Here is a 15,138-nt window from a genome sequence, read left to right as displayed (position 1 = left end):
CGGTTAAGGCGGGAGGTGTGTGCGACAAGTCACAGTACGGGATGCTAGGGGTGGCCCTGCGGGCGGGGGTCAAGCCACTAACAGGAGACTTCTCGATGAGCAGAACTGTCACGAATGCCCCAGGCGAGCCGCTGTCCTATAGCGGTAGTTCTACGGCATGGTTTTCCGCCAGCGCGTCGGGACCGGTGCTCTACGGAACGGCCGGCAACGATTCGATGTGGGCTGACAGTTCCACCGATGTCACTATGGTCGGGGGCACAGGCGACGATATCTACTATCTTTATTCAGGGGCCAACCGAGCCTCTGAGGCGCCCGGCGCCGGCCTCGATACCATCAAGACCTGGATGAGCTATTCCCTGCCGGAGAATTTCGAAAACCTGACGGTCACAGGCGCCGGAGGTTTTGGCTTCGGCAATAGTGCCGACAACATCATCAGCGGTGGCTCCGGCAGCCAGACGATCGATGGTGGCACCGGCAACGACATCCTCATCGGGGCGGGTGGTGCAGACACTTTCGCTTTCAAAAGGGGCAACGGTAGCGACCTGATCAGCGACTTCGGCGCCGACGATATGGTGAGGCTCGAAGGTTATGGTTTCACGTCATTCGACCACATTCTTGGCAACGTTGCCCAGGAAGGCGGGGATCTCAGACTGAGCCTTGCCGATGGCGAGAGTCTCGTCTTCGCAAATACCACCGCCGATCAGCTGCAAGCGAGCCAGTTCAGCCTGGCGCTGGACCGATCCGTTCTGACGCAGACCTTCTCCGACGACTTCAACACGCTTCAGCTCAACGACGGCACCAGCGGTGCCTGGGACCCGAAGTACTGGTGGGCACCCGAAAAGGGCGCGACCCTCACCGGTAACGACGAGCTGCAATGGTACGTCAATCCGGCCTATCAGCCGACCGCCTCGGCCAATCCATTTTCCGTGACGGACGGCGTTCTGACGATCACCGCCAAGCCGGCCTCGCAGGCGATCCAAGCCGAAACCAACTGGTATGATTATACCTCCGGCATGCTGACGACCTACTCGTCATTTGCTCAGACTTACGGCTACTTCGAGATGCGCGCCGACATGCCCGATGATCAGGGGGCGTGGCCGGCATTCTGGCTGCTGCCGGCCGACGGCACCTGGCCGCCGGAACTGGATGTGGTCGAAATGTACGGCCAGGATCCAAATACGGTCATCGCCACCGTGCATTCCAATGAGACCGGTTCGCAGACCAGCATCGCAAGCGCAGCCAGGGTTACCGATACAAGTGGTTTTCACAAATATGGTGTGCTTTGGACGGAAGAGGAGATCGTCTGGTACTTCGACGATACCGCGATCGCACGCGCCGACACCCCCTCGGACATGCACGATCCAATGTACATGGTTGTCAATCTTGCGGTTGGCGGGATGGCTGGCCCACCGGACGACGGGCTCATGGACGGCGCCGAAATGAAGGTCGACTATGTCAAGGCCTATTCGCTCGACGCCGACTGGCACATCTGAGCAAGGAAAGCAGATCTGAGCCAGGAAAGAAGTTTCCAAGGAGACCGGCAGCGCAAGGATCTGCCGGTCAGAATGGATCGGCAGAACGCGCTATCGCTAAACTGTTCCCTTTGGAACTGCGGGGTTCCCAGTGACGGTCATAAATTAGAGCTTGGAACCCGAAACTTGCAGAAGCGGCTCGTGCACCAAAAGGAAGGCGCACATGGCGTGAATGGGTTCATAGGGCCCATCAATACGGTCATTGCCGCTATCCGCGTGTGCTTAATTTCACCGCGGGAGGGGATTATCATGGAGCCGGTAACGCTTGTACTGACGGTATGCCTTTTGTCGGCACCCGAAAAGTGCCGTGAGGAGCGCCTGGAGCTCGAGATCCAAGACTCGTTGACGCAATGTATGTTCCGTTCCGTCATGTATGTCAGCAACTGGTCTGGACAGCATCCAGGCCTGAGCGTCAGAAAATGGCGTTGCGAGCTACCCGTCGCCAGCCGAGATGCCTGAATGCGTTCCGTCACCCTTGGCGCAGATGGATTGCAGGCCAGGTTGAATCATCCGCTGGACCTGCCTAGCCTTTCGGGCCCGGACCAGCCTCAGAGTGTCCATCGCTTTGAGCGGATGCGAACCGCCCGCCCACCAATAGCTTCCACTGTCGAGAGTGTCCCAGCGCCAGCGATTTTGCGGCTCCTGCATCCATTGAGGACCACGACGCCGACACGTGAGACCTTCGCACTTCTATGCCGGGCATCGGCGAACACGCCGTCGATCAGCAGCTGTAGCGTCGGAGAACACATTACAGATCGGCTGCGGCACTCCAGGCCCCCCGTGGCAAGCTTCCCGTCAATATATTATGCGATTTTCACATCTCTTTCCCAGTACCAAGCGACATACATCTTCCTGCGATCATGTTGCCGCGCTTTGAGGAAGGTCCTGATAGCTCGTATGTCTCTTCTTTCGCACGCAACCCAAACAAATGTTTCGCCATCGACGGCTTCTATCGCTGCTTTCGCCTCGGAGACGAGAATATCGGCGGCATCTTCCGGGTAGCTCCCCCTGTGCAACCAATGCACGTTGAGCACGCCATCGGTCGGAAGCGGTTGCTCTTCCGCTTTGTCCTCAACCTCGATGATGGCACGTATATGCGTTGCAGTGGGAGCCTCGGCCGCGATCCGTGCTATGGCTGGTAGGGCGCTCTCGTCGCCGATCAGTAAAATGGAGCGCTCCGCTGGCAGACCGCCTGCGCCTGGCCCCAGCAGGGCGGCCACGTCTCCGGGCTGCGCGTCGCGCGCAAAGTCTGCACCCGGAGTCGGTACGCCAGGAGCGGGATGCTGCAAGAAATCGATCCACAATTCGCTCCGATCCAAATCGACGGCACGGATGGTATAGGCACGAACCAGAAGCCTGTTCTCGCCTTCCGGCCACGCTATGCGGCCGTCTTCCCGCGAGCCGGGCCATACCGGCGGTTTGCCCTTCGGCGGCACCAGCAGCCGGACATGCATGTCGCCGCCCACAAAAGGCGTCACATCGGCGCAGGAAAATATCACGCGACGCATATGCGGAGTGACATCGTGCGCCGAGACGACGGTCACCTCATGAAGGTTCGGCAGCACCGACAGGGACATCGATTCCGACCAGGTCAATTCGAACGGCTGGTCTTCGGCAAAATAGAAAAGATGCTCCGCCAGGATCGTACGGCTCATGTGCAGCATTTCACGTGTCGGGCAGTCGAGCTCGATCGACAGGCCCGCGTTTGCAATGCCGATGCGAGCGACGCCGAGCTCGCTCCGCAGCACCGCCAGGTCGTCTATCCGTTCGACCTCGGCATGTTCGACAAAATGCTCGCAGATCTCGTCGAGCATGTCGGCAGCGCTGCCGCAGACCGCTACGCCGGACAGTTTGAATGAATGAATTGCGTTCATGCGCGACTCTCCTTTTGTGGTGCATCGCTCGTGTCGTCGATGACGGCCATCCGGTGTCGCCCGATCGGCAGCATGATCGGCCGGCCCGAGGTGGGATCGCTGATGACGCGACTGTCGAGGCCGAAAACATGCCGCACGGTCTCTTCGGTGAGCACCTCTTCCGGAGTGCCCGAAATGTGCACGCGCCCACCGGCAATCGCCACGAGATGGTCGGCATAGCGGGCAGCAAGGTTGAGATCGTGCAGCACCATGACCACCGTCGTTCCACGCGTGCTGTTTAGATCGGTCAGCAGATCGAGCACCTCGATCTGATGGTTGATGTCGAGAAAGGTCGTCGGCTCGTCGAGCAGCAGGATCTCGGTCTGCTGCGCGAGTGCCATGGCGATCCAGACCCGCTGCCGTTGGCCGCCGGAGAGCTCGTCGATCGGCCGTTCGGCAAGGTCGAACGTCTTTGTCGCCTCAAGCGCGCGGTCGACCGCCTCGTCGTCTTGTCGCGTCCAGCGGGAAAACAGGCTTTGATGCGGATGCCGTCCCCTGCTGACGAGGTCGGCCACGGTAATGCCTTCCGGCGCGATCGGCGATTGCGGCAGCAGACCCAGCGTCCGGGCGAGGTCTCGCGACGGTGTCCGGTGGATGGACTTGCCGTCGAGGAGAACTTGTCCCTTGCTGGGCGCGATCAGCCGCGAGAGCGTGCGAAGAAACGTGGACTTGCCACAGGCATTTGCGCCGACGATCACCGTGATTTTGCCCGGGGGAATGGTGAGGTCGAGCGCATGCAGGATTTCTGTATTGTCGTAGCCGGCCGTCAATCCGCTGGCGACGAGCAGATGATCGGTCATAAAGACCCCCCGGTCCGATTGATGCGAACGATGAGATAGATCAGGTAGGGTGCGCCAAGCGCCCCGGTTACGACGCCCACAGGGTAGCGGCTCGGCAGAAGGTGCTGCCCGACATAATCGGCGACAAGCACGAGAAGGGCGCCAGTCAGTGCAGACGGGATGAACACCGAGCCGGCGTTTCGTACGATCCGGCCGGCGATCGGGCCCGACAGGAAAGCGACGAAGGCGATCGGCCCCGTTGCCGCGGTCGCCGACGCGATCAGTCCGACCGCGGCGACAATCACCAGCATCCTTGTATGCGAGACCCTCGTTCCAAGAGCGGCCGCCGTATCGTCGCCCAGCCGCAATGTCTCGAGATCGCGACCGCGAACGAGCAGCAGCGCCCCGAACAACAGGAGGGCAAGCAGAAGCGGCAGCGCCTGGCCGAGCTGAGCGCCGTTGACGCTGCCGGTCAGCCAACGCATCGCTTCCTGCAAATTCCAGGCAGGCGCCGATTGAAGGATATAGGCGATGACACTTTGCAGCATGGCGGAAACGCCAATGCCGACAAGGATCAGCCTGGTGCCGGCGACCCCATTGCGGAAGGAAAGGCCATAGACGAGCAGCGCCACGCCAAGTCCCGCTACGACAGCGATAACCGAAACCATCGGCCCGTCCATGGACAGGACTACAATGGCGAAAACGGCAGCCGCCCCAGCGCCAGAGGTAATCCCGATGATATCGGGACTGGCGAGCGGATTGCGCAACATGACCTGAAACGCCACGCCGCCCAGTCCAAAGCATATTCCTGCAAGGATCGACAGCACGGCGCGCGGCAATCTCAGTTGCCCCACCGTAAAGGATGCGCCCGAAACCGGTTCACCGAGGAGCACGCGCAGAACATCGCTCGGCGGCGTGACGGATTGCCCAACCGACAAGGTGACGGCGAAGACCACTGCGACCAGGGTCAGCAACACCGCGAGAATGACAGCGTGCCTGCGCGCGCTTTTTCTACGGTGTGCGATCACGACGCCAAGGGTGGATGAGGGAACTGTCACAGGTCCCTCACGCGCTGTCGCCGGACGATCCAGATGAAGAATGGCGCACCGATCAGGGCGGTGACGATGCCGACGTCGATCTCTGCAGGGCGCGCGACGATGCGCCCGACAACGTCCGCGGCGAGCAGGAGGCACGCGCCTGCCAGCGTCGAAAAAGGCAGCAGCCACCGATAGTCCACGCCAATCAACAGGCGGCAGAGATGCGGCACGACCAGCCCGAGAAAGCCGATCGGCCCGCATATGGCTGTCGTCGCGCCACAGAGAAGGATGGCGCCGAAGGAAGCAACGGCCCGCGCGGTTGCGACGCTCTCGCCGAGCCCGGTCGCAAGCTCGTCACCGAGTGCAAGAGAGTTGAGTTTTCTGGCCGACAGCAGGCTGATCACGAACCCGACAAGCAGAAACGGCACCAAGGGAAGGATACGCTCGTAAGTCGCGCCGCCAACACCACCGATCTGCCAGGAATGAATACCGCCTGCGATATCACCACGCGGCAGCACGACGGCAGTGACCATGGACGCAAATGCGACGGACGTTGCCGCGCCTGCCAGCGCCAGTTTCAAAGGGGTCGCGCCGCCCCTGCCCAGCGAACCTATGGCATAGACGAAGATCGCGGCGCATCCGGCACCCAGGATGGCCACCCAGATATACGCATACAGCGACGACATCCCGAACCAGGCGACGCCGATGACAACTGCGAGGGATGCCCCCATATTGACGCCGAGAATGCCGGGGTCTGCAAGCGGATTGCGGGTCACACCCTGCATGACCGCTCCGGCCAATCCCAGAGCGCCCCCCGCAAGCAGGGCCAGCAACGTCCGCGGAATGCGCAAGGCGACCGATGCGCGACCGATATTATCCTGCGCGCCGCCGAGCGCCGCGACGACATCGCCCCACTCGACATAGCGCGTGCCGACCGTAACAGAGGCGACAAGCAAGACCACCAGAAGCGCGAAAAGCGCTGCCAGCCAAAGACTTCGCATCCGGCTGGAACGGGACACGGGCGACCAACGCCCGTCCGATGTCTTGATGATCCCGGCGGTCATTTTGACTTCTTGACTGCCTCACTGAGCAGCTTCACGTAATCCTTCAGGACCCATCTGATGGACAGTGGCGTGGGATTGGCGGCATTGCCGACCGCGTTGTTGCCGAGCATGACGATCGATTCCCGTGCAACGGCAGGCATATGCTGCATCAGCGCGTTGGCTTTCAAGGCATCGAAAAGCATCCCGTCGCCGTAAGTAACGAGAATATCGACATCGTCGAAAGCATCGATCTGCTCGGCGCTGACGGAGCCTGAGAACTTTCCGGCTTGTGAAGCCTGCACCACGCTTTTCGGCGATTTGAGCCCGAGATCGGCGAAAAACCTGACGCGCGTATCGTTGGTCGTGTAGAAATTGACGACGCTGAGGTCCCATGAGCTGAGATGAGTAATGAACATTGCCGATTTGCCCTTGAGCTCGGGAAATCCTTCAAGAGTCAGGGCAATCTCAGCTTCGATGCCGGCTATCAGCGCTTCCCCTTCCGCAGCCATCCCGAGCCCCGCACTGTTCATCCGGATCGTCTCGCGCCAGTCGGTGGACCAGGGAGCCTGCGGATAGGCGATGACAGGTGCAATCTCGCTCAACGTGTCGTAGTCCGCCTGACTGAGGCCCGAATAGGCCGCGAGGATCACGTCCGGTCGCGTGGCGGCGACCGCCTCGAAATCGATGCCATCCCCCTCGTCGAAAAGCACCGGCTTTTCAGCCTCGAGTTCACCGAGACGCGCGGCGACCCACGGCAGAATGCCGTCATTGTCGTCATCGCCGAAGTTGGCGCGCGCCATTCCAACCGGAACGATGCCCAGAGCCAGCGGCACCTCATGGTTCGCCCAGGCGACGGTTGCGACACGCTCCGGCTTCTTTGCGATGATGGTGCTGCCGAAGGCATGCTCGATGGTGATGGGATACGCAGCACTCTCGGCAGCGAACGCAGTGTCGTGCCTGCCTGTCCAAAGAAGGGCTATGACTGCCAGTACAGCGAAACGGAACAGCCTCATCGCCACACTCCATCCAAGGTTTTAAGTTGACCCCCGAGTCTCAGCTTAATTAAGCGGCGTCAACGGCAAAGCCGCCGATATCCAGAAAGTGCGCGCAGATTTCCGGAGGATCGTACAAATCCGGGGAAACATACAATACTGGACAATACTGCTCCAGTTAATAGCGGCTCGTGGGAGAACGGCTTCACGCCGGGGCCGGTTGAGCGCAGCTTTCCTGTGTAGCGGACGGCCGGACGCGATGCAGTTCGGAGACCTCAAAGGGCGTTGGTATTGGGGCCCGCTTTCAGCATTTACGTCAATTGGAACATGGACATGGACATCGATCAGACCGGCCGCTGGCCAACGAGGGTACCGTTTCGTTCACGAGACGCATTTCTGTTGGGCTGCTCAGCACTTTTTGCTTTAACGCCTGTCCTCTCGTTCGCACAGGACGCAGGCACTGAAGGCGACGCAACGGTGCTGGAGACTATTGTGGCGCGCGGCACCGGTGGCGGAAGCGTTCTCAATACGGAGGACGATTCAAAGTCGATCGTCGCCACCGAAACGACCGGCGCCGGCAAGATGCCGACCGATATCCTGGTAGCCCCTGCCTCGGTATCCGTCATCACCTCCAAAGAAATCGAGGAACGCGCCGCCGACACCATCGAGCAAGTCGTACAATATACGGCGGGGGTCGTGACCGATTTTTATGGTTCCGACGACCGTTACGACTACTTCGATATTCGCGGCTTCACTCCGTATACGTATCGCGACGGTTTGGCGATCGGCAGGACCTTTGCAGGGGTCAGGGAAGAGCCCTATGCCTTCGAGCGCATCGAGGTGTTGAAGGGCGCCAGCTCCTCAAGCTTTGGAGCGGCGGAACCCGGCGGATCGATAAACTATGTCACGAAAACGCCGAAGAGCGACCGTTTCGGTGAAGTCTATGGCACCGGCGGCTCGTTCTCGCATAAGGAACTCGGCTTTGATTTCGGTGACAATCTTACAGCGAACGACACCCTGTCCTACCGTTTGACCGGCAAATTTCAGCGCTCGGACGCGGAATACGATTATTCTCAGGATGACGAGAACTTCGTCATGGGCGGCCTGACGTGGCGCCCCACCGACGCGACAAATCTGACATTTGTCTTTGATCATCTCGACAGGGACGGAGTTCCCGGGAGCGGTGGCCACCCACTCGGGACCGATTTCGACAGGGATCAGTTTTTTGGGGAGCCGGACTATTACTTTTCCGAGACAAACCGCAATAGCTACAGCGTTCTTTTCGACCACGATTTCGGCAACGGCCTGAGTGTCAGCTCCAACGCCCGCTACAGCAAGCTGAACGACGGGTTCGGCAGTGCCTATATCGGCAGCACGCCAACCGATGGCTCGACGGTGGCGGGTCGCTATTTCTTCGGAAATGAGAAATCGACTGAACAATTCGTCATCGATGCTCACCTGATTTACGAAGCAAGTCTCGACAATGTGGAAAGCCGCACGCTCTTAGGTGCCGACTACAATAAATACGAATCGGACAGTGCTAACTTTTACACGCCTGCGCCTTCGATCGATTGGGAAAACCCGATCTATTCAGGTGGGCCCGGCGCGATGGCGCCTTATGCCAGCACGAACAACGACCAGCAGACCAACGCGATTTATCTGCAGCAGGATCTGACGTTTTTCGACAAGCTCACCGTGAGTGTCGGCTTGCGCAATGACTGGCTCGATCTTACCGAGACGAACCTCCTTGCGGGTACCACAAGGGCTGGCAACCACAGTGAATTTACGACGCGAATCGGCGCGAGCTATAAGATAACCGAGGAACTGGCGCCCTACATCAGCTACGCCGAGTCGGCCGCGCCGCCTGCCGCAGGTAGCGATCCCACGACGGGAAAGCAGTATGAAGTCGGGATCAAATATCGTCCGGATGCCTTTCCGGGCGTGTTCACCGCTTCCGTCTACGACCTGACGAAAGGCAACATTACGGTTTTCGACCAGGTCACCTATCTGCCGCAAACCGTCGAAAGGGTCAGACATCGTGGTTTCGAACTCGAAGCCAAGGCGGAGGTAACGAACAATATCAGCGTGATTGCCGCCTACAGCTACATCGATTCAAAGATCGAAGAACCTGGCGGTGCTAATGATGGCAACCGCCTCATGCGTGTCCCGAAGAATATTGCTTCGTTGTGGGGCACTTACACGCTGGAGGGCGACGGCGCGCGGGGCGACATGATGTTCGGGCTCGGAGCTCGCTACGCGGACGCCTATTACACGGACATCACCAACAGCTCATCGTCGGAAAGTGCAGTCGTCTTCGATGCAGCCTTTACTTACAAGGTTCAGGAAAACACCACGTTCCAGCTGAACGTCAACAATTTATTCGACGAAAAACACGTGGCGAGCAAGGACTCCGGGGCGGTCTACTACAATCCGGGCCGCAGCATTCTCGCGACGCTGCGCCAGACTTGGTAGGGACTTGCCGACGGGATCTTCACGATTGCCGGAATTGCCGCATCCGCCGCCAGGCCGCGGGAGTTTCGCCAACGATCTGGCGGAAGACCTTCGTCAGGTGTGCCTGATCGGAGAAGCCGAGCTGCGCGGCGATGCTGGCGACTGGCAGGTCGCTTTCGCCGAGCAGCTTTTTCGAAAGCTCGACTCGCTTTGCAAGTTGCCATTGCAGCGGTGTCTTACCCATTGTCTGCTTGAAGACGCTTGCAAACCAGCTTTCGGACAGGCCAACGACGGCGGCCATATCGGCGACGGACATACGATAATCACCAAGCGCTTCGACATGCGAGATGAGCTTGTTCATCTGTGCCTGCGTCAGCCTGCCGCCGGCCCTTTCCTCCCTCTCGGCAGGAATATCCAGAAGCCCCGCGACGATGCTGCCTATAAGGCTCTCCGCATAGACTGTATGCTTGGTTGGGCTCTTTATTTCGTCGGCCAGCAGCTTCGCCAACGCATCGATTGCCGCCACGTTTTGAAGCTCGACCGGACGGCGCAACGCCGTCAGCGCTGCGGAGCTCCCAACCGATGGAGCCAGAAACCGTAACACCCGATCCTTGTGAAGGTGCAGATTGAGGTGGCTGAAGCTATGTGTCTTCAGACTGCCCGTCCACAACGGCACACCGGCAGGAACATACACGGCACGCGCCATCGGGCGCGAATTCCTCGCCAGATCAGTGTCCTGGTTCGAAATGCGAACGTTCGACGAGACGTCGTTGAAGAAAAACATGATGCGCGGATCGTCCGCGAGATAATAGCCACTGGCACCGGGTTGACTCTCCGCCTCCCAAAGGACGCTGACGATCCCATCGTATTGGCGCCATTGAACTGGCGCTGTGACCCGAATGCCTTCGGTTTTCCAAGTCATGGAATGCCAGAAGCTCATTTGTAGATCAGTTCGTCCTCTTCTAGGTGCAAAATGTCGGTGCGAGCAGGGAAATTGCACTGTCGTTCGACAATCCACATCGCAGGCAAAATAACCTGAGTCGTATTTTCATCTTTTTTGCAAGCTGGCAAGCTGGACTTCTATTTTGCGCGATTAAGACGCCCGGCAGCCCGTCGGCGGCATGGGAGAGGTCGGTCGGCGATTGCCGATGCCGTCGCACGGGTGACGGGCGGCGTGAGGCTTCGGCATTACCAAATCCACTTTCGTGTTGGGTTTCCTCGCAGCAGACAGTCTGCCGTCGGCTCCGATCAGTACCCTTTGCGGAAGTTGGTTCGGCCCTCGCCCAATCCGCGCGGCTTGACCTGATCCGGTCATTCGAACCTGAGTCCTTACCCCAGTACGAGGTTGGACAATCGGGGCGTGCCCCTAACTGGTTTGAACGTCACATTACCATTCTGTTTGGTCCCATCCTAAAAGGAAGGCGAGAGTGGCTATGCTCGCTATCACTCACGGATGCTGCATTTCCCCGCCCTCGGCAGTCTCACAGGCCTTCCGGGCCTGGTTTCCGGTCTCTCGACGAGTAGGCGCGGACCTCGCCGCCCAAGGCGTAGCCGCGATGCCGACGAAGCCCTGACGATTATGCCGGCGCAAGAATCCCGGTACCGACAAGGAAAGCAACTGGCTGCCGGCACCGGATGGAATTTTCTCACTCTATATCCGCGCCTACTGGGGCAAGGAGGCGATCATCGAAGGCTCGTGGCAGCCGCCAAGGAAGGCCGCCGACACAAATCACGGGGCTCCGTCGTTGCGGCCCCTGTGCATGATCACGACCATTCGGCGCAAGCGAGCAGCGACGGCTATCGGCGTTCAGAGCAGACTTCAGCCGAGGGGCGTCCGAAGTCCGGCTCTCCACCCACTCACGACGCTGATGAAGGCGAATTCCCGCACCATTGAGAGCATTGGAACAGGTGCAGGGAATGGCCGGGTTGTTTCCGGATAGCAGACCTCTCGGACTGCTTTCTTCGCTGCCCGTCACGCACAAAGTGAGGAACACCTTCAAACGGCTAGCAGCGCCAAGCAACTGCCAGAAACGCTTCTTGGGCGCTTGAATTTGAATGGACGAATATCTGGGCTCTCCCTTTATTTTTCTGCTTGAGGCACTAAACTTCTTTCAGGCGCATGCGTTTGGAGAGGAGACGCTGGAATGCCGGATGCCGATCAGTCGGGGGCGAGCCTGCCACGCAGGCGGCGGCGAAACGAACTCATCACCTTCCTCGTCTTGGCATTCGGCATCTGGCCGATCGTCGCCGTGGGGGTGGTCGGTGGCTACGGATTTCTCGTCTGGATGTTCCAGATCGTCTTCGGCCCTCCCGGTCCGCCAGGGCATTGAGGGCGAAATGGGAGAGTCTGTCGACAGATCGAGGCGAAACTTTCTGCGTGGCCGATACGTGGGTCGAAGCCAACGTGTCCTTCCCCCCGGCGTAACCGCCGCGAGTATCGAGGCCTGCACCGGCTGTGGACGATGCGTCGACGCCTGTCCGACGCACATCATCCGGCTGGTGGAAGGTCGTCCCGCGCTCGATTTCTCCGTCGCCGAGTGCAGCTTCTGCGGCCAATGCGAGGGACTCTGTCCGGAGCCGGTCTTCACCGGCCGGCTGAAACACTTTGCCCACGTCGCGATGATCGGCGAGAGCTGTCTTGCCAAGAACCGCACCGATTGCCAGGCCTGTCGCGATGTCTGTCCGACAGAGGCGATCCGCTTCCGTGCGCGTGCCGGCGGACCCTTCTTGCCGGAGCTTAGCGAAGAGGCCTGCACCGGCTGCGGCGCCTGTCTTTCCGTCTGTCCGGTGGCGGCGATAGGCATTCGCGAGGTCGCGACGGAGGATGCGCATGTCTGATCCAAGCGCGACCTATCACATCTCCAGCGCGATCATCGTGACGATGCCGAATATGCAAGAGCGCGTCGTCGACAGTCTCGCCGAGATGCCGAATGTTGAGGTTTACGCCCAGGAGGCGGGAAAGATCGTCGTCGTGATCGAGGGCACGAGCACCGGAATGCTCGGCGAAAGTCTTTCGCGTATCGCGGTTCTCGAGGGTGTGGTGGCAGCCAACATGGTGTTTGAGCATGTCGAAACTCAAGGAGAGATCGGCCATGACCGGCGAACTGACGCGGCGTGAAATGTTGAAGGCGCATGCGGCCGGCATCGCCGCAGCTACGGCGGGGATTGCGCTTCCGGCGGCGGCGCAGCCCGTGCCGGGCGGTGTGGAAGCGTTGCAGATAAAGTGGTCGAAGGCGCCCTGCCGTTTCTGCGGTACCGGCTGCGGCGTCATGGTCGGCGTCAAGGAGGGACAGGTCGTCGCCACCCATGGCGATATGCAGGCGGAGGTCAACCGCGGCCTCAACTGCATCAAGGGCTATTTCCTCTCCAAGATCATGTATGGCATCGACCGTCTAAAGACGCCGCTTCTGCGCAAGCGCGACGGCGCCTTTGCCAAGGACGGCGAGTTCGAGTCGGTGAGCTGGGACGAGGCCTTCGACGTCATGGCCGAGCAGGCGAAGCGGGTGCTGAAGGAGAAGGGACCGACCGCCGTCGGCATGTTTGGCTCGGGACAGTGGACGATCTTCGAGGGCTACGCCGCCACAAAGCTGATGCGCGCCGGTTTCCGCTCCAACAATCTCGACCCGAACGCCCGCCACTGCATGGCCTCGGCGGCCTACGCCTTCATGCGGACCTTCGGCATGGACGAGCCAATGGGGTGCTATGACGATTTCGAGCACGCGGACGCCTTCGTGCTCTGGGGATCGAACATGGCCGAGATGCACCCGATCCTGTGGACGCGCCTCGCCGATCGAAGGCTCGGGCACGAGCATGTCAAAGTCGCGGTGCTCTCGACCTTCACCCATCGCAGCATGGATCTTGCGGATATTCCGATCGTCTTCAAACCGGGGACCGATCTGGCGATCCTCAACTACATCGCCAATCACATCATTCAGACCGGCCGTGTGAACGAGGATTTCGTCAGCAAGCACACGACCTTCATGATCGGTGCGACCGACATTGGCTATGGCCTGAGACCCGACAATCCGCTCGAGGTCAAGGCCGTGAACGCCAAGGATGCGGCGAAGATGACCCCGAGCGACTTCGAGAGCTTCAAGACTTTCGTGTCGGAATACACGCTCGACAAGACCGTGGAACTGACGGGCGTCGAGGCCGGGTTCCTCGAACAATTGGCAGATCTCTACGCCGATCCCAACCGCAAGGTGATGTCGCTCTGGACCATGGGCTTCAACCAGCATGTGCGCGGCGTCTGGGTCAACCACATGGTCTACAACCTCCATCTGTTGACCGGGAAGATCTCCGAACCCGGCAACAGCCCGTTCTCGCTTACTGGCCAGCCGTCGGCCTGCGGGACAGCGCGCGAGGTCGGCACCTTCGCCCATCGGCTGCCAGCCGACATGACCGTTACAAACCCGGAGCACCGCAAGCATGCCGAGGAGATGTGGCGCGTGCCTCACGGCATCATTCCCGAGAAACCGGGCTACCACGCGGTCGAGCAGGACCGGATGCTGAAGGACGGAAAGCTCAATTTCTACTGGGTGCAGGTCAACAACAACGTCCAGGCGGCTCCTAATACGCAGAACGAGACCTATCAGGGGTATCGCAACCCGGAGAACTTCATCGTCGTCTCCGATGTCTATCCGACGATCACCGCTATGAGCGCGGACCTGATCCTTCCGGCTGCCATGTGGGTGGAGAAGGAAGGCGCCTACGGCAATGCGGAGCGCCGAACCCATGTCTGGCACCAACTGGTGAATGCCCCCGGCGAAGCACGTTCCGATCTCTGGCAAATGGTGGAGTTCTCCAAGCGCTTTACCACCGACGAAGTGTGGCCGGCCGAGACCCTCGACGCCAATCCGGGCTATCGGGGCAAGACCCTCTACGATGTGCTCTTCAAGAACGGCAATGTCGACCGTTTCCCCGCAAGCGAAATCAATATGGAATATGCCAACCGGGAAGCGGAGGCCTTCGGCTTCTACATCCAGAAAGGCCTTTTCGAGGAATATGCCTCCTTCGGGCGCGGACACGGGCATGACTTGGCGCCCTATGACCGCTACCATGAGGAACGGGGCCTGCGCTGGCCGGTCGTCGACGGCAAGGAGACGCTCTGGCGCTACCGGGAAGGGTACGATCCCTACGTGAAGCCTGGGGAGGGCGTGAAGTTCTATGGTCGCCCGGACGGCAAGGCGGTGATCCTCGCCGTTCCCTACGAGCCGCCGGCGGAATCTCCCGACGACGAATACAATGTCTGGCTGGTGACGGGTCGCGTCCTCGAGCACTGGCACTCCGGCTCGATGACGATGCGGGTGCCGGAACTCTACAAGGCGTTCCCCGGTGCCGTCTGCTTCATGAATGCCGGTGACGCCCGCGATCGCGGTATCAACCAGGGCG

The 15,138-nt window shown here is 60.1% G+C and carries 13 protein-coding genes; 7 read left to right on the top strand and 6 right to left on the bottom strand.

Annotated features, from left to right (window positions below):
• The first annotated feature begins 95 nt into the window (after positions 1–95).
• Both eglC and ACTJKL_RS27705 read left to right on the top strand, forming a co-directional pair.
• Positions 96–1,493 (top strand): endo-1,3-1,4-beta-glycanase EglC, encoded by a 1,398-nt coding sequence (gene eglC / locus ACTJKL_RS27710; protein WP_440854327.1) that lies wholly within the window; start codon positions 96–98, stop codon positions 1,491–1,493.
• 288 nt (positions 1,494–1,781) lie between these two features.
• Positions 1,782–1,991 carry a hypothetical protein gene (locus ACTJKL_RS27705; RefSeq protein WP_100673572.1) on the top strand — a complete coding sequence of 70 codons (210 nt, stop codon included), beginning with the start codon at positions 1,782–1,784 and terminating at the stop codon, positions 1,989–1,991.
• 344 nt (positions 1,992–2,335) lie between these two features.
• On the opposite strand, the gene ACTJKL_RS27700 is transcribed toward ACTJKL_RS27705, so the two are convergent.
• From ACTJKL_RS27700 to ACTJKL_RS27680, 5 genes are read right to left on the bottom strand one after another with little or no spacing between them, the layout of a single operon-like run.
• Entirely contained in the window at positions 2,336–3,406 is a 1,071-nt protein-coding gene (locus tag ACTJKL_RS27700) for a DUF2218 domain-containing protein (RefSeq protein ID WP_440854326.1), read from the bottom strand.
• A complete protein-coding gene (locus tag ACTJKL_RS27695; RefSeq protein ID WP_379937608.1) occupies positions 3,403–4,245 on the bottom strand; it encodes an ABC transporter ATP-binding protein in 843 nt (280 codons plus the stop codon). Before ACTJKL_RS27695 ends, ACTJKL_RS27700 begins: the two co-directional genes overlap by 4 nt.
• The gene (locus ACTJKL_RS27690; protein WP_440854325.1) at positions 4,242–5,282 is read right to left on the bottom strand and encodes a FecCD family ABC transporter permease; all 1,041 of its coding nucleotides are present in this window, start codon (positions 5,280–5,282) and stop codon (positions 4,242–4,244) included. The genes ACTJKL_RS27695 and ACTJKL_RS27690 overlap by 4 nt, the downstream gene beginning before the upstream one ends.
• Entirely contained in the window at positions 5,279–6,325 is a 1,047-nt protein-coding gene (locus tag ACTJKL_RS27685; RefSeq protein ID WP_440854324.1) for a FecCD family ABC transporter permease, read from the bottom strand. The genes ACTJKL_RS27690 and ACTJKL_RS27685 overlap by 4 nt, the downstream gene beginning before the upstream one ends.
• The gene (locus tag ACTJKL_RS27680; protein WP_440854323.1) at positions 6,322–7,317 is read right to left on the bottom strand and encodes an iron-siderophore ABC transporter substrate-binding protein; all 996 of its coding nucleotides are present in this window, start codon (positions 7,315–7,317) and stop codon (positions 6,322–6,324) included. Before ACTJKL_RS27680 ends, ACTJKL_RS27685 begins: the two co-directional genes overlap by 4 nt.
• Positions 7,318–7,629: 312 nt before the next feature.
• Between ACTJKL_RS27680 and ACTJKL_RS27675 the strand changes: the two genes are divergently transcribed.
• Entirely contained in the window at positions 7,630–9,768 is a 2,139-nt protein-coding gene (locus ACTJKL_RS27675; protein WP_440854322.1) for a TonB-dependent siderophore receptor, read from the top strand.
• Positions 9,769–9,787: 19 nt separating this feature from the next.
• On the opposite strand, the gene ACTJKL_RS27670 is transcribed toward ACTJKL_RS27675, so the two are convergent.
• Entirely contained in the window at positions 9,788–10,687 is a 900-nt protein-coding gene (locus ACTJKL_RS27670; protein WP_440854351.1) for a helix-turn-helix domain-containing protein, read from the bottom strand.
• A gap of 1,204 nt (positions 10,688–11,891) precedes the next feature.
• On the opposite strand from ACTJKL_RS27670, the gene napE reads away from it, so the two are divergent.
• The 4 genes from napE to napA form a co-directional block, all read left to right on the top strand.
• Positions 11,892–12,077, top strand: a complete 186-nt coding sequence (gene napE / locus ACTJKL_RS27665; RefSeq protein WP_100673466.1) for a periplasmic nitrate reductase, NapE protein — start codon at positions 11,892–11,894, stop codon at positions 12,075–12,077.
• A 7-nt stretch (positions 12,078–12,084) separates the two neighbouring features.
• Positions 12,085–12,585, top strand: a complete 501-nt coding sequence (locus tag ACTJKL_RS27660) for a ferredoxin-type protein NapF (RefSeq protein ID WP_440854321.1) — start codon at positions 12,085–12,087, stop codon at positions 12,583–12,585.
• Positions 12,578–12,865 (top strand): chaperone NapD, encoded by a 288-nt coding sequence (locus ACTJKL_RS27655; RefSeq protein WP_411921346.1) that lies wholly within the window; start codon positions 12,578–12,580, stop codon positions 12,863–12,865. The genes ACTJKL_RS27660 and ACTJKL_RS27655 overlap by 8 nt, the downstream gene beginning before the upstream one ends.
• Positions 12,840–15,138: periplasmic nitrate reductase subunit alpha (gene napA / locus ACTJKL_RS27650; RefSeq protein WP_440854320.1), on the top strand; the 2,299-nt coding region annotated here is incomplete at its 3' end. The genes ACTJKL_RS27655 and napA, both read left to right, overlap by 26 nt.

Source organism: Sinorhizobium sp. 22678 (assembly GCF_052044265.1).
In the GTDB taxonomy this organism is placed as follows: domain Bacteria; phylum Pseudomonadota; class Alphaproteobacteria; order Rhizobiales; family Rhizobiaceae; genus Sinorhizobium; species Sinorhizobium meliloti_A.
The sequence above is the reverse complement of the archived record's forward strand: the minus strand, read 5'-3'. Positions and strand labels throughout refer to the sequence as shown.